Genomic DNA, 25788 nt, shown 5'->3' on the forward strand with positions numbered 1-25788 from the left:
TGTATGTCCTCTAATGCTAAACATTTCGTATAGAAGTTTTCTTCCGAATACTACTCGCAAACATAAAAAAACCAGTTGCTTAAGCAGCTGGTTCACTAACAGTTTCATATTGGATATTCACTCAACCAAAGGAATGCTTGTTCATAATCATCAAAAAATTTTACAGATTCTTTCGTATTGGACTGTTGTAAATAATTCAGTATTTCCCCTTCTTCAAGGAGAAAAGCAATTGCCTTACTATGATTCAAAATCGTTTCATTGAAAAACTTATCTTTCCATGCTTTTTGAACAGAAAAATGATCTGGTATGTATCCTTTTCTATCGACCAGCAATTTATACTTCCGCCCCTCGGAAATAAATTGCTGACAAACTTGCTCGAAACCATTAAACCATTCATACACATCATCTGTTTTAATTTTGCCGATAAGACGGTAACAATTATATCTCCCAAAACTGTTGTACTAATATTCAGTTTACTCAACCTAAAATCATCTCCCTTAGCTACAATTATGCGAAAATATCCCATAAAATCAATAAGATTAAATTGTAACGCATTAAAAAGGGACAGACTCTCCAAACGGAGAAGCCTGTCCCAAAATCGTTCTATTTTGTATTAGAACTAACAATCGTGATTTAGAATAATGATTTAATACTTGCTAAAACAGTAAGTATACCTACAATAATAACAAATACGTTACTCATTTTCCCTTTGTATTTAGCTAGTACTGGTACTTTTTGAATCGCATACATCGGTAATAGACATAAGATAGCAGCAACTAATGGACCACTTAGAGAATCAATAAGTCCAAGAATACTTGGATTTGTATACGCAACAAACCAGCATGATAATACAACAAAAGTAAGGACGATTGTCTTAATTGTTTTTTCTTCAATTACTTTTCCACGTGATTTACCGAACTTAATAATCATGTCACGCATTACTTCAAATGCTCCGATATAATGTCCAAGGAAAGATTTTGTAATAGCCACAAAAGCAATGATTGGAGCTGCAATCGTAATTACAGGTGAATTCAGTTCATTCGCAAGATATGAAAGAATTGATAAGTTTTGCTCTTTTGCCATTTTTAAATCCTCTGGAGTTAAGCTCAGTGCACTACTCCAAACGAAGAACATAACTACAACGAATGTCATAATATAACAAACTTTTTGTATTTGCGCACATTTAGCATCAGTAGCTTCTATTCCATACGTAGCTCTCTGTTTCACAACAAATGATGAAATCATAGGTGAATGATTAAAAGAGAATACGATGATTGGTAGAATTAACAATATCGTTCCAAAATATCCTGTTCCTGTTGAAGCAGTAGAAACAGCTGAGAAGCTAAGCATTGACGTATTCCACTGTGGAATTAAAGATATTGCGATAAACAGTAGAGAAGCTATGAAAGGATACACTAGCATACTCATGATTTTCACAGTAATATCTTGACCAAAATTCAGTATAGCGATAAGACCAAGAACTAATACAAGTGATAAAATAGCTCTTGGAGGCTCTGGCATGTGCAATTGATGCACGATAAAACTACTTGCAGTGTTTGTAAGTGCAACCGAATACATTAGTACGATTGTATAAATTGAAACGAAATATACGATGTTAAAAATGATACTCGCTTTATTTCCGAAATACTCTCTAATTGTACCTGTGATCCCCTCATCAGCAGAATTAGAAGCGTATATCATTTTAGCAAGTGCCCTATGTGAGTAATACATAACTGGATATGCAAGCAATGTAATTAGTAGTAATGATAATAAACCACCTGAACCTGCATTAATCGGTAAAAAGAGCACCCCTGCTCCAATTGCAGTTCCAAATAGGCTCAATGCCCATGTAGTATCCTGCTTATGCCACTTTTTCGGATCTGCATATTGCTCATTTTTTCGTGCGGTATTTTCAGCTTGAACTTCTATTTTCTTTGCAGTATTCCCGTTCATATAATAACTCCCCCTTTTATCTATTCCTGCGTCTCTCTTTATGGCTAGCGAATACTTTCTTTTTTGAAAAATGAATTCCTTACAAGTTGCCCCACATTGCAAGTCCTTCACCAAAATGAATCCAAATTAAAACATTCGCTAGATAGCGTCCTAATATAATTGTTAGCGTTAACAAAAAAGTTCACTCGTGCTATCCGCTCCTTATATAAAGACCGCTTAAGAGAACAATATAGAATAGACTTCATAAATACATTGCAACATTTCTAATAACAGTGTATTACTTTAATGGTTTCTCTAAATTACTTGTAACAGTAATTTTAGTTAAACCGGCCTCTCTTCATTTATGAGGCATTTCTTTCTCAATTCTATACATCAACTTTCATAGCTTCGGCAGCATTTATGGTATTGATTACACAAGCCACTGAAGCACTTTACATACATTTCGCCTCTAACCACACACCTTTCTTACTAGTAATCGCATTTTTATATTTTCTCCAGAGATCATAAAATTTCTCTCGACGCCCTCATTATAACGTGTATATTTATAAAATTAATATTTTTATATTTTCAGAAATATTAAATGGATATAATTTTACATGGATAATATTTTACAGTTAGCATGCAACCCTTGTTCCTATCACTTTTAACGGCATTAATTAGCATAAAATACAGTAAAATATTGTTTGTTTAAGCTAGTTATTTTTAAAATACTTATATCCTCATTTACCGAAAAATTTTATTTTGATTTAAAAAAGATATTCTAGTAAATAATTAATGTGGTTAAAAAGAAATGTTTCTTCAAATGTACAAACCAATTTCCAGGATATATATTACAGATATTGCATTCACATACATTTTCAACTTGATGGTAACGAGAGAACCGCTAACATTTTGCTCAACGTAAAAATAAAATCAGCTGCCCATATGGACAGCTGATTTACATCATTATCATTATTAGGAGTAAGCAAACAAATCACTTAAATGCCATCTTAACTTTAGTTTTTTAACTCTTCCTCAGGGATATTTCTATGTTTGTAATGAATGGATTTTATTTCATTTCCTTTCATACGAAAAGTAATTGTGTCCTCTCCATAAGGTGGATTGTGTGCCCCTTCAAAAGTTTGAATTTGCACAGTTACATAGAAAATATAATAATGGAATCTTTACAATCCCTCATTAACTAGCTCTTTTATCGAGTTTAATTTTGCAGAGAGCTCAATAAACCATTCTTCATCCCCTGTTAATAATGCAAGGTCTATAAGATAATGGATTTGCTCCTTATTTATTACCTTTGATTCAGGAAGTTTGTTAACATGTTTACTAAAGAGTAAAATCACTTCGTTTTTTGTGTACTTATCGTCACGTTTCACAATGCTAACTGTAACTACATCTTCTACTTCATCAAGTGATACAATGTAACCAACTATGAATTCACCCTCATTTGATATTCCACGAACCCAATCTCCCACTTTTAAAACATGATTATTATTTGACATCATACTTTTTCACCTTCTTATACATATTTTTTGTAATAATAAAAAAGATATAAAAACTAACTTTAACTGTAATATTTTTATTTACAGTTATTTTTTAAGAACTCACGGCTACATAATAATTAAGCCGCTTAACGTTCTTGATTAATAAGGTCAACAACTTCTTTCATTGTATAATTCTTTAAATATTCACCTAGATGTTCTTCTGCACCTAAGAAAATAGCAAAAAGAACTTTCCGCATGTTCGAACCTACAATACACTGATCGTTTGATTCTGGACACTTCGGCTGCAGTGCCCCTTCAGAAGTTATTTGATACATATTCCAAAGATTAATTTCACTTAAATCACGGGCAAAAATAAAACCTCCACCCGTTCCCTCTTTTGATTGTATAAACTTATGTTTTTTTAACAAACTTAGTACTTTGCGAATGCGTACCGGATGAACACCTGCACTTTCAGAAATAGCATTACTTGTTGACATCCGATCTGGCTGTAAAGCTAAATAAGTTAAACTGTGAATGGCCAAGGTAAAGTCGCTGTTCATTGTTGTCCTCCTACGATAAAAAAATGATTCCTCTCTTCGTAACATACTGTAGCCATTAATATTACAGATAGGTTAGTCAAACGTTAAAATATATAAGAAGCATGCTTGGCATGAAAAAATAAATCCCTTTATATTCTATCAGAACTCCCCTATATCTCCTAACTTCATGTAGCTTTTTAAGTTGCAAATCAATTTAAACAGTCCACTGTTTCTTAACTTGTTCTTCTGCCAATTGTTTAATTTGTGTCCAAATCGTATCTTTACTCACAATAACATTTGTGTGATAGTTTCTATCTTTATAATTAACTGTAACACATACTTCAATCACTTCTGTCTCCTCCTTTCAAAATATTATTTATTAATTAGCCATTTTTTGCAATTCAATATTCAAAAATGTTCGAACGCTACGCGGTAAAAATTTGCGAATTTCTTCCTCATTAAAACCAACCTGCAATCTTTTTTCGTCCAGCATAATTGGACGACGTAACATTTGAGGATACTCAATTATTAATTGATAAAACTCATTAAGCGAAAGCGCCTCAATATTTATATTTAATTCCTGAAAAGTTTTAGATCTCGTTGAAATAATTTCAGTAGCACCATCTTCAGTTAAACGAAGAATGGATTTAAGCTCATCGACTGTTAGCGAATTTGATACGATATTTTTTTCGGTATAATCAATTTGATGTTCTTCAAGCCACGCTTTTGCTTTTCGGCATGAACTACAGCTTGCTGTCGTATATAAAATCACCATATTTTACACACACTCCTTTACTTTTAAAATTATTATATAGATTATTGAAATGTATAAAAAAAAATTACAGTTTAGAATAAAATACACGTTATATTATTTATTGGAGAATATTTAATTTATCTGTTTTTTTTACAAACAATAGAAACTCACTTCTAAAAACTATACTGTAATTTTAAACTTTACAGTTCTATTAATCAACTGTTAAGTCTTGGGTGCATTCCATTAGCGCAGCAAATTATATTCCACTTTATTCATTTCTCCCCTATATGTTTAGCATAATAAAAGCTACTGCAATGAACACAGCAACATTGTAGGAGGAAATACACGAGCAAAAAAAGCAAAGCGCGCACACTTTGCTTCTTACAAAATCCCTTTTAACTTTTTACCAATTAACTCCGCTACATACTCATAACCTTGTCGGCCAAAATGTAAACCGTCTTTTTCATCATTTTCTACTAATCTTTTATAATGAGGCTCTTGAATCATTTCAGCATATAAATTTAGAAAATAACTTCCTGTTTCCTTCGCCACTTCCTCTACTACGTCTGCATACTGACCAAGTACTTTATTGGTTCTATTATGTTGACGTTCTTCATCAACTGGCGCAGGACTAATAAGTAATATTTTTTCTGGTGAAATCATACTTACAATCTTCTCTAAATTGTCTTTGTATACTTGTAATGGTACTGGATCAAATAATACCGAATCATTCGTACCAAGAAAAACTGTTACAAAGTCTGGTTTATGTGATAGTACATCCTCTTCAATCCTATGTAACGCATCGAACGTATTATCACCCGGAACCCCTGCATTTACCACCTTCCAATTTGGAAACATCTCTTTTAGACGTGGTGTTAACCTCGGTGTTCCATCAAAAAACGTTTCATCAGCTGTAATACTATCACCAAAGCATACTAATGTTTTCATAGAGCTAATTCTCCTTTTACGTATGAAATAACTTTCCTTCTACTGCCTTAATATATCTTTCAGCAGAACGTTCCACTGCCTCATTTGCATTCTCTTTCACTACTCGGTGAAAAGCATTATATAAACGATTAAATTGTAACGGCTTCACTCGATTCGCCATTTCCTCCACTTTTCTTGCGGGTAATGGAATTAAATTTGGATAGCTGTACATGAAACTCACCCACTGCTGATCCGCTACAACTTGAATAATATCACCTGTTAATAAAATACCTTTTCCATCATTTCCTTCTTCCCAATGTAATACAGAACCGCCGCTAAAATGTCCTCCGAGGCGATGAATAGTAATTCCATCCGCTAATTGTAATGACTCACCAGACCAATAAATAATACGGCTACTCGGGCGTACTACCCACTCTTTATCGTCTTCATGTATATAAATTGGTACATCAAACGTTTCTGCCCATTCTACTTGCGTTGAATAGTAATGAGGATGAGATAGTGCTATCGCATCTAACCCGCCCACCTCCTTTATCTTCTCAATTGTCGTTTCATCTAAATAAGTAATACAATCCCATAGTAAACGATACGCTTCCGTTTTTACTACATATCCCGTTTGACCAATCGCAAATGCCGGTTTTGTCGTAATACTATAAAGCCCATTTTCTTCTTCTATCATTTCATTTTTATATGTACTACTCGATTGCAAGGTTTCTAAAGTCGTCCAAGACTGCCCTTTCGGATTCACATATTGTCTCTCCTCATCACAAATAACACAACTTACCGGTTCTTCCACACTCGCTGCATACTGTACGCCACACGTTGTACAAACGAAATTTTTCATCATAATTCCCCCTACCCCTATATTTTTATGAAACTGATGTTTATTGATACTGATCTACTTTTTTATTTTCAATTAATAAACCAATTAAAGTGAGTAAGTAGACAACAGTAACTGACAATGGAATGACAGTAAATCCATTGTCTGCAAAAAGAATCCCGCAAACTGATGTTACGAATACAGTCCCTACTGCCAATAAACCATAACTTGTACTTTCATAAATCCATACGTACGGTATAAAATGAACGCCTATTAACATTGCTACTACAAAAGGTAACCATTCTGGAAATTGAAAATAGGCAAGTAATACAAACGGAATATTTAATACATTTATCCCGCCAATTAATCCAGCTAAAGTCCCTAGCGGATTACCTTTCGCAAACATATCAATTTTTAATATAGAAGCTATCATTAGGCCACAAGGAAAGACACAACCCATACCAATTAAATACACCCACACAACCTGTTTTTCTGAAAGAAGGACACCAGTTACACTCGCTACAATCCAAAATAAAATACCAGCTATTATAACTGGAAATCCTCTTTTCGTTCTTTGTGCTAAATCTTGTTTTGCTTCTGCTATGTTCATTTCACTATCTCCCCCCAAACTATTTATACTATAAAGCCGGCTTAATTTCGCCCATCCAATAACGCCAAGCTATTAAATAATCTTCTAAATCTTTCGGGTGGTGTCTTAAACATGTGTCTATACGCAAATATAATCCTATGACTATTTCCTCGTATAAATCTCGATCTTTTTTAAGAAATACACATTCTTTCATCGCATAATCAATCGTTTCTTTCGTTAAATCTTCCGTAGTTGAACAGAACGCGTAAATTAAGTCATATAAAGGATCTCCGAGGACTGGTAACGGATCAATTACTCCATGTAACCTATTTTCTCGAAATATAAAATTATGAAATCCGAAATCACCATGTAATAAAAATGGCTGATTTACTCCGGCATCCCTATTTGCTAGTTTAAGAACAATTCTATACTCTTCCTCACTTATGTAACGTTTTACATTTTCATAAGCTTCCATCACATTTCCTGTTAAAAATTCATTCCAAGATTGAACCGGACTTTCTTTCCATCCCCAGCCATCTGCCTCTGGAACAATTTTATACTGATTAATAACTTCTTTTACAAGTGTACGAAGCGTGCTTCGTTTATATCCTTGTTCGCACGAAGTATTACCTTCAAGGAAAGAATATACGAAATATGTATGGAAAGGTTCCTTATACAAAAGCTTTGAAATTAAAGTATTCCCCTCATAAAACGAAAGGAAATTAGCTTCTTCACGTATTACTTCCGCTTCATTCAGCTTTACCACATATTTTTCATCCAACAAATAAACAGTACTTGTCGTTCCTCCGTTCAACACTTTTATGCTATTTGGATCATGTGAAATCACTTTCTCCTTAACGAGTTGCGCAGCAATTATTGAAATGCCCATTCCCTCACCTTTCAATTCCGAAGATTCCCTCATTTTAAAAGACAACTTTACTATTATTTGACAAACAAACAGGAAACCCCTTCCAAAATCTTAATATAACAAAAATTCATTTACTTTTACATTTCAAAAATAAGGAAATAATAACAACAACGCTACATACATATAGGAGGTCACTATGAAACCTGAATTTTTAAAAGCGGTACATGATGCTATTGGAAATGTCGAACACATTCATATAGAAGAAAGTGGTGCGGACAGCTTACTTATCCATCATGATGATGCACAGCAGTTACAACAAGTCGCTAAAACGTTAGAAAATAATAATTTCCGATCTGCTTTACGAACAACTGGAGATGCTTCGTATATTGAAGTGTTGAACAGATAATGAAAGTCCGGATGTATTCCGGGCTTTCATTTCTTATATCGAAATTTCAAACTCTTTTACATACACCGCTGTTCCCGCAATATCTATTTGTAACTTTTCATTCTCTACATCTTTCGTTACATATACCGTTACACGACCATCTTTATTCATTTCCTGTCCTTGTTCAACAATTAACTCCATTTCATGATCAAAATCTTTTTCCAAATACATCGCATAGTACGCTCCCATTACACCTGAAGCTGTTCCTGTCACTGGATCTTCTATTGTTCCAGAATAAGGTGATGAAAAATGACGACCGTGCATTTTTGCTTCTGCATTATATGTTTCGATGCAAAGCGGATGAATAGAGGCCTTTGGTATTTCTTTTAACACAAATGGAAATTCATTATTATTAGGTTTCATTTTCTCACATACTTCTAGATTTTTAACAGGTACAATTACAGTCCAAATACCAGTACTTCCATATACAATTGGTAATTTTTCATCTAGATCATTTACTTCAAGACCAATACTGTGTGCTAATGCCTCTTGAGAACCTGTAAAATCTTGAAACTGGGGTGTTGCTTGTCTCATTTTAATAAAAGTTTCTCCACTTTCATTCGCACCTATATGTATCGGCAAAATCCCTGCCTTCGTTTCAATTGTTAAATTATGATTCCCTTCTAATAATCCCCTTTCATGAAGTGCATATATAGTCCCTACTGTCGCATGACCACATAAATCCATTTCATGACCGGGAGTAAAATAGCGAATCTTTATATTTGCTTCTTTTGAAGAAAGAACAAAGGATGTTTCATTGAACCCAACTTTTTCAGCAATACGCTGCATTTCTCCTTCCGTTAATCTATCCGCCTCTAATACAACACCTGCTGGATTCCCCATATTCGGTTTATTCGTAAATGCGTCATAATGAAATACGTTTATAGTCTTCATTTTCTTTTCTCCTAACTTTCTTTAAAAATTTTATAATAAAGCTCTATCTCCGTTTTCACCGAACAATGATTTCTCCCAAATACCTTCTGCATCTTTTCATTTGAAGTATGTGTGCTTCCGATATAATAAGTAGCGCCCATTTCTTTTAATATATGTAAAGATTGAAGATGCAGTTGAGAAGAGATTCCTTTCCCTCGATAATGAGGCATTACCCCAAAGTAAAATAATCGTCCTTCACTTTCTGTTCCATGCTCTATATGCGGTATGGACAAACCAATTGGCTCATTTTTATCATAAAAAACAATGCATGACTTCTCCCAGCCTTTACCTAACTCTGTTTGCACTGAATAAAAATGCTCATCAATAGTTAAATTGGAAGTTTGATTTCCTGAATTCAACATACACTGCTCCCAAATGCATTTAAAATCTTTTGCCGATAACGTTTCTCCTATTGAACGGTATTTAAATTGTTTTTCAAGCGCCTCTACATCGTCTAACTCTCTACACACTTCTATCTTTGCTGCATGTAAAGAAAAACCAGTATTAAGCAACACCCTCGCACTTGAGTTATAACTACTAAACCTTTTATTTAGTACAATACTCGCTCTTTTCAACTCCCAGTTAAAACAAATTTCTTCAAATCTACTTATCTTTTCTTTATAAGTTTGTACGTTATAAAAGGCATCTTCTTCTATCTCTTCAATCGTTACTGCATTTGGTAAACCATGTAATACTTTATTCGAAGGACCAAATAAACTTTGAACAACTGTAAGATCGTACTTCACCACTTTAATTCTCCTATCCCAGGCTCAATAAACTTCCCTGATACATCCTCATTTGAATCGATTAACCAATCATATATATTTTTAGCTCCTTCAGCCGGAGTCATATTCGCATCAAAAGCACCAATGTCAGTCTTTAATTTTCCAGGGTGAATGGCAGTTACACGAATTCCTTTATCTTCAAACTCTTGTTGCAGACAAAGCGTTAACATATTTTGTGCAGCTTTAGCAATTCGATAGGAATATGAGAACTGACCTTGCGGAAATTCTTTGTTCGCCATTTTATGTAATGACCCTAAGCGAGAGGACACATTTATTATTCTCGGATGATTCGATTTCGCTAAAGCCACATATGTACCTTTTACAGCTCGAATTACACCTAAGCAATGAATGTTAAATAAGTCCGTTAACTCTTCTGAATTCGTCTGTAAAACCTCAGTCTCTTTCCCAGTAATCCCAGCGTTATTTATAACTAGGTCCATATACTCTGTATACTCTGCAAGCTGATTCTTAATTTGCTCCGTACTCTCATCAATTGATAAGTCTGCCAATATAGGAAAACATCTACAACTAAACATTTTCTTCAATTGCGTTACCGCAGCCTCCGTTCTAACTAACGGATAAACGACATGCCCATGTTCCTGAAATACTTTGACTAACTGTAACCCTAATCCACGATTTCCACCTGTAATAAACACTCTCATATATCCATCTCCTTATTTTTATAATAAATAAGAAAATCCATCCACTTACCATTCTCTAAAGAAAACGCCTCTCTCTTGCATTCAAAAGAAAAACCTGCTCGTTCCGCAAGACGAACGGATGGTTCATTATCAACACGTATATGTAATTCAATTCTATGAAAATAAAGACGATTAAAAAATAACGGTAACGCAGCTTTCACACTTTCCATGCCATATCCATTTTTCCAGTATTGATTATGTATGGAATACCCCATCATCGCCCACTGATAGTCCATACGTAAAATTTTTATAAGCTCTAGCTTTCCAATATTAGCTCCGTCTTCTTTACGAAAAATACCTAATACATACATCTCATCTCGATGTGCTGCTTCATCAAACCCTCTTATCCATTCCGTGAACCATTCTTTCGTTGATGAGGCCATATCTTGATAACCGTCGTCATATTTATACTGCGATGGTAACCTCTTATGAAAGCCATCGAACCAACTTTCATAATCATCATTTTGGAACGGACGGATCATAAGTCTCTCTGTCTCTATTTGCAATAGCGGCAGCTTCATTTATATCTCTTCCTTTAATTAATGATTGAATATTCTTTATTATCTTACACAAAATACAAAATCTAGTAAATTATTATGTTCTAAACAAAAATCCAGTCATGCTCACTGCATAACTGGATTCCTTATCATCTAATCGTTTTTTATTTTACAAATACACCTGCTCTTAATTCCCTCTTCAACACTTTTCCTAAAGCATTTTTCGGTAATTCTTCCATAAATACAACTTCTGGTATTTTATAACTTGCTAGTTTTTCTTTACAATGTTGTATAATTTCTTCTTCTGTTAAGGACGTTTGCATATCTTTTACAATATACGCTGTCGGAACCTCACCCCAAAAGTCATCCGGAACCCCAACTACTGCAACTTCTAAAACACCATGTATTTCATGAATGACATCTTCTACTTGATCTGGATATACGTTGTCACCACCGCGTATGATAACGTCTTTATATCTTCCCATAATATGCAGGAATCCGTCATCATCTATCATGCCAGCATCACCCATGTTAAACCAACTATCTTTTACTACCTTCTTCGTCGCCTTTTCATTATTCCAATATCCTTTAAACATGTATGGACTTTTTACATGGATCTCGCCAACTTCATTTGTTGTTAGTTCATCACCTGTTTCTGGATGAACAATTTTCAGCTCTACATGTTTCAAAGTTTTTCCTACAGAAGACATCTTTTCTTTTCCCATCATTGGATGCCATGAAGTGACAACCCAGCCTTCTGTACTCCCATAGCCTTGCACCATACATATTCCTTTTTCCATATATTTTTGAATAAGTGTTTCTGGCACTTTTGTACCACCGCTTTGTGCCACTTTAAAAGTTGAAATGTTTCGTTCCTTTTTATTTAGCTCATCAAGCATGTAGCTATAAACAGCTGGGAACGCAAGCATCGTCGTAATTTTCTCTTCTTCAATCTTATCCCAAATGAGAGTAGGATTCGAATCAGCTAAGAAAATCATCGTAACGCCATGATAAATGCAATTTAAAATAGAAAGCACGCCACTCATATGGAACAATGGATGCACGGATAAAAAGCGTTCACCTGCTGGAATTTCTCTTTGTCCTGCAATCTCAGCAAAATAATGATGTAAGTTTTTATGTCCAATGACACATGCCTTCGCCTGCCCAGTCGTTCCTGAAGTAAATAAGTAAATCGCATCATCCTCTTCATGAACTTCTACATTGGGCTCTGTACTTGGCTGTTCTTGTAATGTTAATTCAAATGAACCAAAGCCTTCTTTTATCGTTTGAATTACATAAGGAATTTCTTTAACAGCATCAATCTTTAAAGCTTCATGGAACTCTTCATCAATAACTAACACTTTTAATTTTGCTTCTTTTACAATCGTTTCTAGTTCATAAACAGTAAGCTGATGATTTAGCGGAATACATACCGCTCCAATTTTTAAACTTGCCATCATAACGCTTGGAAACGGGTGATTATTTTTGCATAGTATTCCTATACGATCTCCTCTTTGCACACCATTATGTAACAAATAATGTGCAAGCTGATTTACTCGTTCATTATACTGCTGAAACGAATACCTTTTCTCTCCGCCTACAAGCGCTTCTAAATTTGGTGATTGCATTGCTCTTTTTTGTAATAATTTTTGCATCGTTCTCAAGTAAAACTCCCCTTTATATATGTTAGATTTTTTATTTTACCAGATTAACTATTAATTTACTAAAGATTACACTTAGTGAATATAAATTTAATAAAAATAGCCATCTACTTAACAAGTAAATGGCTATTTCCTCTTATATATTAGAATACTCCTTATTCATCACATATCGTACATACTCAGGTGCACTTTTATCAATCTCTTCATCACTTAATTTATATTCGGCACCGTATAAATAAAACGAAGGTATAAATTTCATATCTGTATATAAGCATGTAGCTTGAAATGGTTTTATTAACTCATCCATCGTGATTCCACTATTTTCATAGTCTTTTTCTAATCCACCTATAGAAATAGCTACCCCAAACTCTTTCCCCTTCACTTTATCCCCTTTTGATCCGTAAGCAAATCCATATGTTAATACATCGTCAAACCATTTTTTCAATAATGGTGGTGAGCTGTACCAGTAGAGTGGAAATTGAAATATATATCGGTCGTGTTCTACTAATAGCTTTTGTTCCTCTTCCACATTAAACTCCCAATTCGGTGCCACTTTATACAATTCATGCACCGTTATTTCATCCGAATGTTTTTCAAGTTCTTCAATCCATCTTTTATTAATTTTTGATTTTTCAATATCAGGGTGTGCTACAATTACAAGTGTTCTCATCATCTTCCATCCCCTTTTTTAATTATTCAATCCTTTACGTATTAGTATGAGTGAGTCACATATAATTGAAAAGTACGTACTTTAAAGTGCTATAGGAACCTTAAAGTACCTGTGGAGGTGTTATATGAATCAAAATGATGACTGCCCAATTGCAACGACACTCGATGTAATCGGCGGAAAATGGAAAGTTCATATTTTATGTGTGTTGATGGATGGAAAAATGCGAACAAATGAAATCCGACGAGAAATCCCAAACATTACGCAAAAAGTTCTGACTCAACAACTTCGGCAACTTGAAGCTGATGGGATTATCCATCGTACTGTATATCAAGAAGTACCACCAAAGGTTGAATACACAATAAGCGAATATGGGAAATCTTTAATGCAAATTATGGATGAACTATGTGAATGGGGAAAAGATCATCAAATGAAAAGATTACATGACTAAAAGAACATTACCGTCTTTATTAAATCTTCTACATTCATATTAGTAGTTTAATATTTCTACTGAAATTTTATAATAGAGATACTCATATCATCATTAAGATAACAAAAAATACCTCTAAAATGAAAAACTCTAATTTCTTATAGTAATTAACTGTAGTGAAATAAATTTTTCATTTTAGGGTATATTAAACTTTTAACTTAATAGCAATATAGTAGAATTCAAACAATAAAATAGTTTGGACAAATTAGATTCCTAGATTTTTTGCTAAATAAGTAAATCTATCCTCTTACAAATCACATCGTTTTTTCTTTTTGAATCTGCTTCCACTGGTACTTTTAGTTTATTCTAATTCCCTTAATCCGTTACGATTGTTATATTTTCAGTCTTTCCTGTATCTTTCTTCTTTACTTTCACTTCCCCCTACACTGTTAACCTTTTCTACTGCCACCTTAAAGTAATTCCCTTTCATTTTACCCTCCTACTAAGAATATAAGATTTACTAAAAAGAAGTTCTTCTTTTCTAAAAAATGAATATTAAATCCAAAATATAAATATACAAATAAAATTTATATCCCCTTAATTTATCCCTGTACATATATATTAATTATTTATTGCAACACCTTTCCTATATAGAATGAACTACTTTAATAAAGAAAAATATAAGTGTCTTTATAAAGATTTCTCAATATAATCAAGGTGTTAACCGAAGTAATTCTGTATTACTTCTTTCTATTTGATAATTAATACAGCTTCAAAAATTGGACACAACCGCTACATACCAAGCTTAATTTTTCAGCTATTCAATATTCTTTTTATTCATTTTTTCTAAAAACAAAAAAAAATTAAACTCATAAATATACAAGTTATAATGAGGGCGTCGAGAGATAGTCTACTCCGGAGAAATATCAATCCTCCCGATAGTTTTATTTAACAATACGCAACAAAGGAGAACGAATAAAGATGGAAATGTTAAAAGGTACTTTACTTTTACTTGCTGTTCTTTCATGCATGTCATTATTTTGCTTTAAAGCTCCCAATGGAATGAAAGCAATGGGAGGTCTTTCAGGGGCCGCTTGTGCAACCTTTTTAGTAGAAGCCTTTCATAGTTATGTAACTGGTGATTTAATTGGAATTCCATTTTTAAAAGATCTTGGGCAAATGGCTGGAGGGCTTGGTGGAATTGCTGCTGGTACACTCGTTTGTTTAAAAATGGGTGTAAACCCTGTCTATTCAATGATGGTTGGTGTAGCAGTAGCTGATTTCAAATTACTCCCAGCATTTATCGCTGGTTATTTAGTATCTTTCCTAATTAAACAAATTGAAAAACGTATTCCAGAAGGTATCGATTTAATTGTTGCTGTTTTAGTTGCTCCAGTTATAGCGCGGTTACTAGCAACAGCAATAGCACCAGTAGTAGTCAGAATATTGCAAAATATAGGAGACGTTTTAGTATCCGCTGGTACAGGAAATCCAATTTTACTTGGAGTCGTTTTAGGTGGAATTATTCCAATTGTGGGCATGAGTCCATTAAGTTCTATGGCTCTTACGAGTCTAATCGGTTTAACCGGCATGCCAATGGCTATCGGTGCCCTATCGGTTACAGGTTCTTCTTTTGTTAACTATATGCTGTTTAAACGTATGAAATTTGGTAATAAAGCCACTACAACAGCAGTTGCTATTGAACCATTAACTCAAATTGATATTATTGCTTCAAATCCAATTCCTATATATTTAACCAATGTCATGGGAGGCATGATTGCTGGTGTAGTTGTTGCCTCATTTGGACTCATCAATAACGCAGTCGGCACAGCAACACCAATTGCTGGATTAATGGTTATGTTTGGATTCAATGATCCTATGAAAGTATTACTGTGTGCTGCAACTATTATGACTACTGGGCTGTTATCTGGATATATTGGTTCGCTAGTATTCAAAAACTTCAAAATTAGGAAAGTGGAAGATATTAGAGAAAACCCTCAAGAAATTGCTGCTTAAACTATAAAACTAGACTTGGAGGAATAAAACATGAAATACAAATCAATGTTTGATATTATCGGTCCAATTATGGTAGGTCCATCTAGTTCACATACTGCCGGTGCCGCACGAATAGGTGTTGAGGCAAGAATATTATTTGGTGAACAACCAGATGAAGTCGATATCTCTTTCTATGGTTCTTTCGCTAAAACATATAAAGGGCATGGAACGGATGTAGCAATTGTCGGCGGATTAATGGGATTTCCAACAGATGACTCGCGTATCCCAAAAGCACTGAAACTTGCAAAAGCAATAGGAATGAACGTTAATTTTCAAAAATGCGAAGAAGAAAGTGAACATCCAAATACGGCTCGTTTAAGATTAATAAAAGGCTCGCGTCAAATGGAATTAGTCGGTATTTCTATCGGAGGCGGAATGATGGAAATTACAGAAATTGATGGTAAACGTGTAAGTTAATTTTTATAAAAATATCTTTTTCCTATAAAATTCCTAGCAAAGGATTGATTATAATGATGTTCAAAACAGTTTCCGATCTTTTAAAATTAACAAAATTAGAAAATATATCTATAGCTGAAATTATGATTCAACAGGAAATTATCGCTACAGAATCTTCACGTGAAGAAGTAATAAATCGTATGAAAAAGAAACTTATCATCATGGAAAATGCCATTTCTCAAGGATTAGTAGGTGTTAAATCAATCACTGGTTTAACTGGGGGCGACGGTTTATTAATGAAACAGTATATTGAAAATAAAAAAGGACTCTCGGGAGATGTTATCCTTAATGCAGTTGCAAAAGCTGTTGCAACCAATGAAGTAAACGCAGCTATGGGGATTATTTGTGCGAATCCAACTGCAGGCTCGGCTGGCACGGTTCCTGGTGTATTATTCGCGGTAAAGGAAAAATTACAAGCAACTGAAGAGCAAATGTTAGAGTTTTTATTTACTGCAGCGGCTTTTGGTATTGTCACCGCAAATAATGCATCCATTTCTGGAGCGGCTGGTGGTTGCCAAGCTGAAGTGGGAACAGCTAGTGGTATGGCAGCGGCTGGTGCTGTCGCTATGGCTGGTGGTACACCTGAACAATGCGCAACAGCTTTCAGCATTGCATTAAAAAATTTATTAGGACTTGTGTGTGATCCTGTTGCAGGGCTTGTAGAAGTACCATGTGTAAAACGAAATGCTGGTGGTGCATCCAATGTACTCATCGCCGCAGATATGTCATTAGCTGGTATAATTTCCGTTATTCCATGTGATGAAGTTATCGACGCGATGTACCGTGTTGGACAAATGATGCCTTCTGCTCTACGTGAAACAGCAGAAGGTGGTTTAGCAGCTACTCCAACAGCTCGTAAATTAGAAGCACAAATCTTTCAGAAGTAAAAATCAATAACATTCATCTATAAATACTCCTTATAACAAAAGTATCCTATACTTTTTACCTTATATTTAACTCGGACACTTTTTTTAATTGAACCGCATCCTAGTTGTTAGACCTATAGTCAACAATTTGAGATGTGGTTTTATTAGTCGGATAACAGCTCTCATCAACTTTAAAAATCATGACTGCAGACAAAATACTTTGCAAAGAGTTCCTATACAAGGTGATTTTTCACATAGACTTACCAAATAGCATTTTTATAAAAAACTTCTCACATTTAAATTGGACAAGCATATTTTATTATATGGGGACCCCCTACTCATAGAAAACTACCTTTCTATTCTAAGAGCACGCATATTTGTGTGCTCTTAAATTATTTACAATAAAATAAAGAGTTTATTGATTTTCTTAATTCACTACCGGAAAGTACCCATAATAATAACTTTATATTTATCTATTGTTTTTTGATTTTTATAAAACAATATTATTTTGGAGTTGGTTAATACGTTACAAAAAACTGACCGTGTAATCATTATGGTCCCTCCATTTTCACAAGTGTTTGTTACATTTTACTCGTCATCAGGAGAACTTCTTTCATCACAAGTCTTATCTAATACCTCTCCACACCCTGTATCGATGTATGCACTTACTGAAATTGAAAGTGAATTATTTGAAGTCGAGTTAAAACCACTACTACTTCATTAAAACTACGAATAGCGGAAAGACCTTTACAACTCCCACATGGAACTACAGCAGTAGCATTTTTAGCAAAAATAGCACAAGCAGAAGAAGTTGCAGCCTTTAATGCAAACGCCATTACATATTAATGCTACCCAATGGCTACTGCCGCAGACACGCTATATAGCTTTAACTACACACTTACTATGCAGACTTTTCCTAGGAACTTCATTTTAGTTTCCAAGGAAACTAAAATGAAGTATAATTATATATGTACAATAGATAGCATTTATAAATCTATTCACAATTTTTAACATTAGCTCTTAAACACTTAAATAAATGGAGGGCATGATATGGACAATTATTATGATGTAGCGGTAGTTGGTGGTGGTCCAGTTGGACTTATGGCAGCATGTGAATTAGCTATTCAAGGCGTAAAAGTTGTTGTTTTAGAGAGAAGATTAGACCGGGTACGAAATTCTAGAGCACTCACACTACACCCCCGATCCTTAGAATTGATGGCTATGAGAGGTATTGCAGATCGATTTTTAGCTAGAGGAAAGAAATTAAATACAAGTCATTTTGCTGCCTTAGATACAAGATTAAACTTTAAAAATTTAAATACTGATTTTCCATATACACTTTTTATTCCCCAATCTATTACAGAAGAAATATTAGAAGAACGTGCATTAGAATTAGGTGTAGTCATTAAACGCGGGCATACTCTGAAAGACTTAAAACAATATGAAACATTCGTACAACTAGAAATAGAACAAAGAGAAACAATATATAAAATAGAAGTTCCATATGTAATAGGAGCTGATGGAGCAAGAAGTATAGTTCGTGAATTATCGAATATACCGTTTAATGGAACAAACACAACAACTACTGCTATATTAGGTGATGTTATTTTAGAAGATATACCAAATACTCCATTTTTATCTACTTCTAATATAAATGGGATATTAATGATGGTACCTATTGCACCTGATGTATTTCGTTTTGCAATTGTTGATCCTAAGAATCAGACAATACCCGTTCATGTTGCTGTTACAGAAAAAGAGTTTATAGACAGTATTTATAGTATTACAGGTGAACATCTTCAAATTAAGAACGCAATATGGCTTTCTCGCTTTGGCAATGCAACCAAACTAGCAAATACTTATCAACATAAGCGTGTATTCTTAGCAGGGGATGCAGCACATATTCATTTCCCTGCTGGAGGACAAGGTTTGAATGTAGGTCTCCAAGATGCTTTTAATATAGGCTGGAAATTAGGACTCGCAATAAAACAAAAAAAATATGAAAGTCTATTAGAAAGTTATCATATTGAAAGACATGCTGTGGGAAAACAATTTTTCAAGGAAGTACAAGCGCAAGAACAATTAATGATAAACTTTTCAAACGCAGGAATGGAATTAAGAGAGTTATTTTCGCACCTACTTACATACCCCGAGATAAATCACGATTTATCTGAAAGAGTAAGTGGTTTAGGGGTTATGTATTCGTCGATGCACGATACAGAAAAGAATTCATTGATAGGAAAAAGATGTGCAAATCTCACTATTTCTTCTCTAAATAAGAAAAGTTATAAACTCTTTGAATTAATGAAAGATGGTAACTTTATTTTATTAATACACCCTTCTTATATAGATAAGATAAATAAAATGAATATTGATTCGCACATAAAGGTAGTTGTAGGAGAAATACAAGATTCCGAGTTAAAAAATATAGATACCATTTTGATTCGACCAGATGGTCACATAGCCGACATTGAGTATACCAAGATAGATAACTGCGAATAGTCCAGAAAAATGATTATCAATCGTATTAGTGATACAAGATAAATTCACTTTTATAAAACGAAAAGAATCCTATTTATTTAGGATTCTTTTCGTTTTGCCCATCTCACTATTTATAAAAACATGTCCACAAGGGAAAAATATTAAACTTACAGTTAACTATAAAATTCCGCTCTGATGTACTACAAAAAACTCCGACCTACATACTCTCATAATCAAAAATATTTGTTTCTATGTTCCAAAATTTTAAAAAGAGGATTTTTGATTATTTAAATTACATAGAAGCTACATTAATTACAGACATAATCAAATGAAGTTAACCTTTCTAACTAATTATAAGGGTTTTATAAAAAATTTGATTATTTCCTTTCTCTGCCACTCAACAATTGCACCCTTTAGCTAAAGAAGAACCCAACAGTTTATCACTGATTTTTCTTCTCTAATTTTAATTTATTTACAATATAAGATACTAATGTATTCAATGGATTAATAATAGTCTTAGCTGTTTTATACTCAACTTGCTTAGTTGCATCAACCATAGATAATTGAGCAACAGAGATAACTTTCTTTTCATCTTTAATGATTTGATTTAAGAACTTTGTAATTTCTTGGTTGTATTCTTCTTTTTGTCCTTTCATTATCAATTCAAAAACACTATTTATGACGATAACCTCTAAATCTAAAGATTTTTGACGGCTATTAGCATGATGTTTAAGGCGTTCTACTGTACCTTCAACAGTTGCAGGATTTGTAAAAACAATTGTCTGAGGTTGCTGTATATTGCATATGTAATCAAAGAACGGTACATCAATTTTAATAATTGGCACTGATATTGAAAGTTGGTCTTCATGTAAAATTGCAATATAATTTGTACAAGTAATAAGGATAGCATCAACATTACATTGAGCAATCCATTCTATTTGCTCTTTAACTTTATATTGAGCATCTGATTCTTGGAATTTTTCATTTGATGTAACCTGATACATTAATGCTGGGTCAACAAAATGGATTAATTCAATGTTAAATGAGGTAAGTGCATTTTCTATATATTCTATATTTGAATAATGGGCGTGTAAGCATCCTAACCTTTTTCTCAATTCCATTCCACCTTTATTATATTTCTGCTTATTCTATCAGTATGCGAATCCAGGTGTCTATTAAAATTCAGAATTTTCCTTACATTCAACAAAATGCACCTTTAACTGAACAATTTATTATCACTCAATAGGTCCTTAATTGTTTTTTAATAAATGAGGTAACAAGTAATTTTACAAAAGCCGAGGGTGCAGGGGATTTTAGCTATTATTATTTTTATAGTGAGCATGTTAATTTTTCCACTTAGGAATTAAGCTTGGATGGACTTACTTTTACTCCAAACCTATTATTATTTTCTCAAACGTTTAAGGTAATTAATAATTATAAAGATAGCGTATAGATTGAAATCAAAACATTCTTCCTTCTATTACATATATAAGGAATATGGTATAAAAATTCTATTTTATACCATATATTCAAACAACTATTTTATTTATTAAGGGACTTTGCTTCAGATCTTCACTTGTGTAAAAACCTTAAAAATTCTCTCCATAGAATTGCTTTCGTATCCTCTTCTTAATTTTGAAGTCTAGACAGACAGCGTTACAACAAACTTGATAAAATTGCCTTTGTACGATGGTCCGTTACCTCATAATAAATTTCTAACCCTTTCCGAGTACCTGTAACGACTTTCGTAGCTTTTAGTTTAGATAAATGTTGACTAATTGTACTTTGAGGCATTTGTAACGTTTCATACATTGTCGTTACGTTAATAGGACCTTTTGCAAGCATTATTTTTACTAATGATAAACGGACAGGATGTGCTAATACCTTCAATATTTCAGTGATTTCTTCATACATTTCTTTCATGTTTTTTCTCCCCTTATATATATATTTATGTTATCCATATATATAATTCGAAGGTATATATGATTTTATGTCCGTCATTTAAAAAAAAGATAAAAAAACTTTTTCCCGAAAATAAAGGAGTATCTTAACATAATGTCTCACTATCAGTAATGATTAGGAATTTCGTTATGGAAGCGAAGGCTTTATATTACATATTACTTACTAAAACCAATGAAAAAAGAGAGCAGATAACCCGCTCTCTTAAGATGCTTCCTTATGTTCCGTGGAATGCTCAACACTCCCCATTCTCTTTAATTTATTCCATCCTACCGCTACGCCTCGAATAGATGAGAATATAGATTTAATAACAACATAAGTCATAAATTGACGATAAATAAAGCGTTGTAAAATTAACCATACTAATGGTTTCGGATTCTCTTCCTCTAATTTAAATGCAAACAGAGATGCGAGAAGATCCATTAAAAAGAATACAAAATAAAATCCTAAAACTTTTAGCGGATCACTACTAAATAGTCCCACAATCATTAATATATCTGCAAAAGGAGCAATGAATTGTAGCACATATTGGAATAACCACATGTTAGGCAATGCAATAAATCCTAACGTTTTATGTTTTGTATGAAACACTGCTTTTCGATGTTTCCAAAGACATTGGAGTGTACCATATGACCAACGATATCGCTGTTTAATGAGACTTTTCACATCTTCAGGTGATTCCGTAAAAGCATAGGCCTTTTCTTCATATATAATTATATATCCTTGACGTAAAAATGTAATAGTAAGATCCGTATCTTCTGCTAAAGTATCCTCACTTAAATATTCAGATTCAACTACATTCTTTTTACGCCATGCCCCAATAGCTCCTGGAACTACTGTAATACAATTTAACTCATCAAAAGCTCTACGTTCTAAATTAAACCCTGTAATATACTCAACATGTTGCCAAGTAGTTAACAAGTTTCGTCTATTCCCCACTTTGACATTACCTGAAACTGCCGCTACATTATGATCTTCAAAGTGTCTAATCATGAGAGAAATAGCGTCTTGCGCAATAATAGTATCCGCATCTAAAGTGACAATGATCTCTCCTCGAGATTGTTGAAACCCTAGGTTCATTGCCGATGATTTCCCGCCGTTTTCTTTCTGAATGAAACGAACTTTAGGGTGTTTATAAAATGTTTCTTGCATTACTTTTGACGTACCATCTGTCGATCCGTCATCCACAACAATAACTTCAAACTCACTATACTGACTATCCAAAATTGAGCGAATCGTCTTGGCTATGACCTTTTCTTCATTATATGCTGCTATGACAACACTAACAAAAGGTTGATAGGACGTATTAATATAGCGAGATAGCGTTTTTCTTTTCTGCCTCCATGCAAAATAAATTAAGAATAAGAATCGAAAAATACCTAATCCAATTGCAATATAAAAAATAGTTGTTAATATATGTTTAAAATATCCTGCTCCTGAAAAGACAGCTTTATTGTAAAGTAAATATTGTTTCCCCTCAGAAGAAACAGGAGGCATAATTTCATCTCGTTCTTTATTCATTAAATCTGAAATTGTTACAAAACTATATCCGTTTTTTTTAAGTTCTTTAATAATAATGGGAAGCGCTTCTACCGTATGGGTACGATTCCCTCCTGCATCATGTAGAAGAATAACATGTCCCTCTCCCTTATAAATGGGAGTAAGAGTACGCTTTACTAATTCATTTGTTGATGGTGTTGCCCAGTCTTCAGGATCAACTTCTTCCCCCACCATTGTATAGTTCATATTTTGTGCACGCAAAATAGGTAATATTTCATTTGATGAATCTGGGTTAGCATCGGCTTCATATGGTGGTCTAAATAAAACAGTAGAATGTCCAGTTATTTCTTGAATTAAACGTTGGGTCGTATTAAGCTCTACTTTTGTTCGTAGTAAAGACGTATCAGCGACGTTAGGATGCTTGAAAGTATGATTGCCAATTTCATGCCCTTCATTGTATATCCTTTTCACAATATTAGGATTTAGTTGCGCATTTTCACCAAGTACAAAAAAAGCAGCTTTTATTTTATTCTCTTTCAATATATCTAAAATTTCCGGTGTATATTTCGGATCTGGCCCATCATCAAATGTTAATACTACTTGTTTTCCATTCGGTTTGCCATGTCGTTGCACTTCGTATGCAGATGGTAAGGATTCATATACTTCATCTGTAAGATACCCATCTTTTTCTACTTTAAAATCTCTCAACCCATTTTTTCTTTCATTCTCAATCTGTAAAATTTCACCTTGTCCAGCATAATTCACTTCATCTAAACTAGTAATTTTATGTAATGCATTAGGATTTTTTTGGGCCTCAATCGGATTTTTTAAAACTTTCCATATTGTAGGGTCTTCTGCTCCTAATCTCCATAACGCAAACCCCTTTGCATTGTTGTCCATTGCGATTTTCACTTGATTATAGAGAGTAACACTATCTAAGAACCAAGCAGTATGCTCTTTCTCTCCCGTTTTATATCTAAAATAAGGATTTCCACTCATGTTATCCCATTGAATTTTCATATTGGAATCATGAGCCATTGTCATAACTTCTGAAAAAGTTAAAGACTTCGCAGGTTTTTTACTATTTACTTCCCAATCATATCCATAGTTACCGAAAGCAACTACAAGTTTATTAGACGGAATATTCAGTTCTTTTAATGTATGTTGGAACCATTTATTTGAAGCAATTGGTCCTGGTTCCCCGGCTCCATAGTGCTCATCGTACATCATTACAATCATTCGATCTATTATTTTTGCTAACGCACCATAATCAAAAGCCTTATCATTAGCTGGAACATCTTGTGTAACGAGCAAATCATGTTTATGAAAGGCCATAGTAAGTTCTTTCGTAAAATTTGTTAAGTTTTCTCTATCACTTTCAGGTACGGCCTCAAAGTCAATATTAATACCTGAAAACTGACTCTTTTTAACTTCGCTTACTAAATCATTAATAAGTTTCGTCTTCACATCATTCGACGAATTCAGTAACTTATGGATAAGATCACTATCAGGGCCAGAAGCTTTTTCTGTATAGTTAGTAAGTAACGGCATAATTTTTACATGATTTTTTTGGGCTAGTTTTACAATCTCTGGTTTTATCTCACTTCTAATCGTTAAATCTTCTTTTAAATGATACCATTCTGGTACTAACGTGGTTAATGAATCGATATTTTCTTTTAAAGACGCTGTGCTATTTTCATCCCAATTCACATAAAAACCATACACTTCTTTACGTTGCTTACTATTGTTCGTCGAATTCACCAACTTTTTATTATCTTTTATTTCGGTATTTGGCTTGAATTCTTCCTTCTTTAACTGCTCCTCACTAAGTTTTTGATTAATTGGTACAAGTTTCGTATCTTGTTTTACAGTAGGATTCATATTCGGAATTTCTGGTGTTGAAAAAATACTTTGAAAGAAAAAATAAAATACAATACTTACGCTAACTATAGAGATACATAGAAACGAGATAAAAGCTATGTTTCTCCTTCCTTTCGGATCATAAAAAACAGGTTTGGATTTATGTTTCTCTTGTTGAATGTTTTTCTCCATTATACTTTTCACATACTCCTTCTTAATAAAACTATAGAATAATAAAGTGAAACTTTAATCAGCCTCATCAATCGAACATTTATAAGCATCCAAACTCCCATCTAACTTCTTTGCCTCAGCCAAATTTTGAGATGGGAGTTTTTACTGCCCACAATAGCGAGATAACTCCTTTTAGCTTTGGATTGAATCTCTCACTTCCATATTCTATTGACTCTTCTTTTCATTTCCTTATTGGTGGCCCCTATTCTCTTGCTGAGATCCTCTTCCATTGTTACCTTGCTCGTTCCCATTATTTTCTTTCTGGGACCCTCTTCCGTTGTTCCCTTGCTCATTTCCATTATTCCCTTGTTGAGG

Annotated in this window: 24 protein-coding genes and 4 pseudogenes; 8 read left to right on the forward strand and 20 right to left on the reverse strand. The window is 33.7% G+C overall.

Translation table 11 applies throughout. From position 1 onward, the window contains the following. Window positions 1–104: 104 nt before the first annotated feature. The 11 genes and pseudogenes from COL05_RS28745 to COL05_RS28800 all read right to left on the reverse strand — a co-directional run bounded on the left by COL05_RS28745 (window position 105) and on the right by COL05_RS28800 (window position 7967). Window positions 105–526: pseudogene (locus COL05_RS28745) on the reverse strand (SpoIIAA family protein). Window positions 527–633: 107 nt separating this feature from the next. After that, a complete protein-coding gene (locus COL05_RS28750) occupies window positions 634–1953 on the reverse strand; it encodes an aromatic amino acid transport family protein (protein ID WP_098671070.1) in 1320 nt (439 codons plus the stop codon). Window positions 1954–2948: 995 nt separating this feature from the next. Then, window positions 2949–3101 (reverse strand): annotated as a pseudogene (locus tag COL05_RS28755) (DUF3888 domain-containing protein); the annotation flags it as partial. Between the two features lie 15 nt (window positions 3102–3116). Beyond that, on the reverse strand, window positions 3117–3452 hold the full coding sequence (locus COL05_RS28760) for an IDEAL domain-containing protein (RefSeq protein ID WP_098671071.1): 336 nt from the start codon (window positions 3450–3452) through the stop codon (window positions 3117–3119). Window positions 3453–3577: 125 nt separating this feature from the next. Continuing rightward, window positions 3578–3991, reverse strand: a complete 414-nt coding sequence (gene saiR / locus COL05_RS28765; protein ID WP_001083471.1) for an Rrf2-family transcriptional regulator SaiR — start codon at window positions 3989–3991, stop codon at window positions 3578–3580. Window positions 3992–4184: 193 nt separating this feature from the next. Further along, a complete protein-coding gene (locus tag COL05_RS28770; protein WP_098671072.1) occupies window positions 4185–4319 on the reverse strand; it encodes a BA3454 family stress response protein in 135 nt (44 codons plus the stop codon). A 30-nt stretch (window positions 4320–4349) separates the two neighbouring features. Further along, window positions 4350–4745: a transcriptional regulator SpxA gene (spxA, locus tag COL05_RS28775; protein ID WP_098671073.1), complete on the reverse strand. Its 396-nt coding sequence runs from the start codon at window positions 4743–4745 to the stop codon at window positions 4350–4352. A gap of 360 nt (window positions 4746–5105) precedes the next feature. Then, window positions 5106–5672, reverse strand: coding sequence for an SGNH/GDSL hydrolase family protein (locus COL05_RS28785; protein ID WP_098671074.1), 567 nt, complete (start codon window positions 5670–5672; stop codon window positions 5106–5108). A 16-nt stretch (window positions 5673–5688) separates the two neighbouring features. Next, complete coding sequence (locus COL05_RS28790; RefSeq protein WP_142337711.1) at window positions 5689–6513, reverse strand: MBL fold metallo-hydrolase; 825 nt, start codon at window positions 6511–6513, stop codon at window positions 5689–5691. Window positions 6514–6553: 40 nt separating this feature from the next. Beyond that, window positions 6554–7099, reverse strand: coding sequence for a DUF7010 family protein (locus COL05_RS28795; RefSeq protein ID WP_098671076.1), 546 nt, complete (start codon window positions 7097–7099; stop codon window positions 6554–6556). A 28-nt stretch (window positions 7100–7127) separates the two neighbouring features. Beyond that, complete coding sequence (locus COL05_RS28800; RefSeq protein ID WP_098671077.1) at window positions 7128–7967, reverse strand: phosphotransferase family protein; 840 nt, start codon at window positions 7965–7967, stop codon at window positions 7128–7130. Window positions 7968–8142: 175 nt separating this feature from the next. On the opposite strand from COL05_RS28800, the gene COL05_RS28805 reads away from it, so the two are divergent. Further along, window positions 8143–8352 carry a hypothetical protein gene (locus tag COL05_RS28805; protein WP_000801653.1) on the forward strand — a complete coding sequence of 70 codons (210 nt, stop codon included), beginning with the start codon at window positions 8143–8145 and terminating at the stop codon, window positions 8350–8352. Window positions 8353–8385: 33 nt separating this feature from the next. On the opposite strand, the gene COL05_RS28810 is transcribed toward COL05_RS28805, so the two are convergent. From COL05_RS28810 to COL05_RS28835, 6 genes are all read right to left on the reverse strand, one after another. Further along, the gene (locus tag COL05_RS28810; protein ID WP_098671078.1) at window positions 8386–9285 is read right to left on the reverse strand and encodes a PhzF family phenazine biosynthesis isomerase; all 900 of its coding nucleotides are present in this window, start codon (window positions 9283–9285) and stop codon (window positions 8386–8388) included. Between the two features lie 11 nt (window positions 9286–9296). After that, a complete protein-coding gene (locus COL05_RS28815; RefSeq protein WP_142337712.1) occupies window positions 9297–10070 on the reverse strand; it encodes a GNAT family N-acetyltransferase in 774 nt (257 codons plus the stop codon). Beyond that, a complete protein-coding gene (locus COL05_RS28820; RefSeq protein ID WP_098671080.1) occupies window positions 10067–10771 on the reverse strand; it encodes an SDR family NAD(P)-dependent oxidoreductase in 705 nt (234 codons plus the stop codon). The genes COL05_RS28815 and COL05_RS28820 overlap by 4 nt, the downstream gene beginning before the upstream one ends. Further along, window positions 10768–11331, reverse strand: a complete 564-nt coding sequence (locus COL05_RS28825; RefSeq protein WP_098671081.1) for a GNAT family N-acetyltransferase — start codon at window positions 11329–11331, stop codon at window positions 10768–10770. The genes COL05_RS28820 and COL05_RS28825 overlap by 4 nt, the downstream gene beginning before the upstream one ends. 140 nt (window positions 11332–11471) lie before the next feature. Beyond that, the gene (locus COL05_RS28830) at window positions 11472–12971 is read right to left on the reverse strand and encodes a class I adenylate-forming enzyme family protein (RefSeq protein ID WP_142337713.1); all 1500 of its coding nucleotides are present in this window, start codon (window positions 12969–12971) and stop codon (window positions 11472–11474) included. A gap of 133 nt (window positions 12972–13104) precedes the next feature. After that, window positions 13105–13638 (reverse strand): NAD(P)H-dependent oxidoreductase, encoded by a 534-nt coding sequence (locus COL05_RS28835; RefSeq protein ID WP_142337715.1) that lies wholly within the window; start codon window positions 13636–13638, stop codon window positions 13105–13107. Between the two features lie 124 nt (window positions 13639–13762). On the opposite strand from COL05_RS28835, the gene COL05_RS28840 reads away from it, so the two are divergent. The 6 genes and pseudogenes from COL05_RS28840 (at window position 13763) to COL05_RS28860 (ending at window position 19944) form a co-directional block, all read left to right on the forward strand. After that, entirely contained in the window at window positions 13763–14086 is a 324-nt protein-coding gene (locus COL05_RS28840) for a winged helix-turn-helix transcriptional regulator (protein WP_098671083.1), read from the forward strand. A 960-nt stretch (window positions 14087–15046) separates the two neighbouring features. Next, the gene (locus tag COL05_RS28845; protein WP_098671084.1) at window positions 15047–16081 is read left to right on the forward strand and encodes a PTS sugar transporter subunit IIC; all 1035 of its coding nucleotides are present in this window, start codon (window positions 15047–15049) and stop codon (window positions 16079–16081) included. 30 nt (window positions 16082–16111) lie between these two features. Continuing rightward, a pseudogene (gene sdaAB / locus COL05_RS28850) lies at window positions 16112–16522 on the forward strand (L-serine ammonia-lyase, iron-sulfur-dependent subunit beta); the annotation flags it as partial. Window positions 16523–16593: 71 nt separating this feature from the next. Continuing rightward, window positions 16594–17463, forward strand: coding sequence for an L-serine ammonia-lyase, iron-sulfur-dependent, subunit alpha (gene sdaAA / locus COL05_RS28855; RefSeq protein WP_098671091.1), 870 nt, complete (start codon window positions 16594–16596; stop codon window positions 17461–17463). A 487-nt stretch (window positions 17464–17950) separates the two neighbouring features. Continuing rightward, window positions 17951–18166 carry a hypothetical protein gene (locus COL05_RS31585; protein ID WP_164083069.1) on the forward strand — a complete coding sequence of 72 codons (216 nt, stop codon included), beginning with the start codon at window positions 17951–17953 and terminating at the stop codon, window positions 18164–18166. A gap of 326 nt (window positions 18167–18492) precedes the next feature. After that, window positions 18493–19944 carry an FAD-dependent oxidoreductase gene (locus tag COL05_RS28860; RefSeq protein WP_098671086.1) on the forward strand — a complete coding sequence of 484 codons (1452 nt, stop codon included), beginning with the start codon at window positions 18493–18495 and terminating at the stop codon, window positions 19942–19944. A gap of 419 nt (window positions 19945–20363) precedes the next feature. On the opposite strand, the gene COL05_RS28865 is transcribed toward COL05_RS28860, so the two are convergent. Beyond that, window positions 20364–21044: a hypothetical protein gene (locus tag COL05_RS28865; protein WP_098078998.1), complete on the reverse strand. Its 681-nt coding sequence runs from the start codon at window positions 21042–21044 to the stop codon at window positions 20364–20366. A gap of 143 nt (window positions 21045–21187) precedes the next feature. Between COL05_RS28865 and COL05_RS32095 the strand changes: the two are divergent. Next, window positions 21188–21376: pseudogene (locus tag COL05_RS32095) on the forward strand (ASCH domain-containing protein); the annotation flags it as partial. A 203-nt stretch (window positions 21377–21579) separates the two neighbouring features. Here COL05_RS32095 and COL05_RS28870 read toward each other — a convergent pair. Both COL05_RS28870 and COL05_RS28875 read right to left on the reverse strand, forming a co-directional pair. Beyond that, window positions 21580–21846: an ArsR/SmtB family transcription factor gene (locus COL05_RS28870; RefSeq protein ID WP_098078995.1), complete on the reverse strand. Its 267-nt coding sequence runs from the start codon at window positions 21844–21846 to the stop codon at window positions 21580–21582. 240 nt (window positions 21847–22086) lie between these two features. After that, window positions 22087–25434, reverse strand: coding sequence for a trifunctional glycoside hydrolase family 18/polysaccharide deacetylase/glycosyltransferase family 2 protein (locus tag COL05_RS28875; RefSeq protein WP_098671087.1), 3348 nt, complete (start codon window positions 25432–25434; stop codon window positions 22087–22089). Window positions 25435–25788: the final 354 nt, after the last annotated feature.

It is taken from the genome of Bacillus sp. AFS059628, assembly GCF_002571225.1.
Lineage (GTDB): Bacteria > Bacillota > Bacilli > Bacillales > Bacillaceae_G > Bacillus_A.

What these genes read in the sequence shown, in the direction of transcription:
- COL05_RS28750 (WP_098671070.1), bottom strand. Translation starts at nt 1,953, where the DNA reads ATGAACGGGAATACTGCAAAGAAAATAGAAGTTCAAGCTGAAAATACC.
- COL05_RS28760 (WP_098671071.1), bottom strand. Translation starts at nt 3,452, where the DNA reads ATGATGTCAAATAATAATCATGTTTTAAAAGTGGGAGATTGGGTTCGT.
- saiR (WP_001083471.1), bottom strand. Translation starts at nt 3,991, where the DNA reads ATGAACAGCGACTTTACCTTGGCCATTCACAGTTTAACTTATTTAGCT.
- spxA (WP_098671073.1), bottom strand. Translation starts at nt 4,745, where the DNA reads ATGGTGATTTTATATACGACAGCAAGCTGTAGTTCATGCCGAAAAGCA.
- COL05_RS28785 (WP_098671074.1), bottom strand. Translation starts at nt 5,672, where the DNA reads ATGAAAACATTAGTATGCTTTGGTGATAGTATTACAGCTGATGAAACG.
- COL05_RS28790 (WP_142337711.1), bottom strand. Translation starts at nt 6,513, where the DNA reads ATGAAAAATTTCGTTTGTACAACGTGTGGCGTACAGTATGCAGCGAGT.
- COL05_RS28795 (WP_098671076.1), bottom strand. Translation starts at nt 7,099, where the DNA reads ATGAACATAGCAGAAGCAAAACAAGATTTAGCACAAAGAACGAAAAGA.
- COL05_RS28800 (WP_098671077.1), bottom strand. Translation starts at nt 7,967, where the DNA reads ATGGGCATTTCAATAATTGCTGCGCAACTCGTTAAGGAGAAAGTGATT.
- COL05_RS28805 (WP_000801653.1), top strand. Translation starts at nt 8,143, where the DNA reads ATGAAACCTGAATTTTTAAAAGCGGTACATGATGCTATTGGAAATGTC.
- COL05_RS28810 (WP_098671078.1), bottom strand. Translation starts at nt 9,285, where the DNA reads ATGAAGACTATAAACGTATTTCATTATGACGCATTTACGAATAAACCG.
- COL05_RS28820 (WP_098671080.1), bottom strand. Translation starts at nt 10,771, where the DNA reads ATGAGAGTGTTTATTACAGGTGGAAATCGTGGATTAGGGTTACAGTTA.
- COL05_RS28825 (WP_098671081.1), bottom strand. Translation starts at nt 11,331, where the DNA reads ATGAAGCTGCCGCTATTGCAAATAGAGACAGAGAGACTTATGATCCGT.
- COL05_RS28835 (WP_142337715.1), bottom strand. Translation starts at nt 13,638, where the DNA reads ATGAGAACACTTGTAATTGTAGCACACCCTGATATTGAAAAATCAAAA.
- COL05_RS28840 (WP_098671083.1), top strand. Translation starts at nt 13,763, where the DNA reads ATGAATCAAAATGATGACTGCCCAATTGCAACGACACTCGATGTAATC.
- COL05_RS28845 (WP_098671084.1), top strand. Translation starts at nt 15,047, where the DNA reads ATGGAAATGTTAAAAGGTACTTTACTTTTACTTGCTGTTCTTTCATGC.
- sdaAA (WP_098671091.1), top strand. Translation starts at nt 16,594, where the DNA reads ATGTTCAAAACAGTTTCCGATCTTTTAAAATTAACAAAATTAGAAAAT.
- COL05_RS28860 (WP_098671086.1), top strand. Translation starts at nt 18,493, where the DNA reads ATGGACAATTATTATGATGTAGCGGTAGTTGGTGGTGGTCCAGTTGGA.
- COL05_RS28865 (WP_098078998.1), bottom strand. Translation starts at nt 21,044, where the DNA reads ATGGAATTGAGAAAAAGGTTAGGATGCTTACACGCCCATTATTCAAAT.
- COL05_RS28870 (WP_098078995.1), bottom strand. Translation starts at nt 21,846, where the DNA reads ATGAAAGAAATGTATGAAGAAATCACTGAAATATTGAAGGTATTAGCA.
- COL05_RS28875 (WP_098671087.1), bottom strand. Translation starts at nt 25,434, where the DNA reads ATGGAGAAAAACATTCAACAAGAGAAACATAAATCCAAACCTGTTTTT.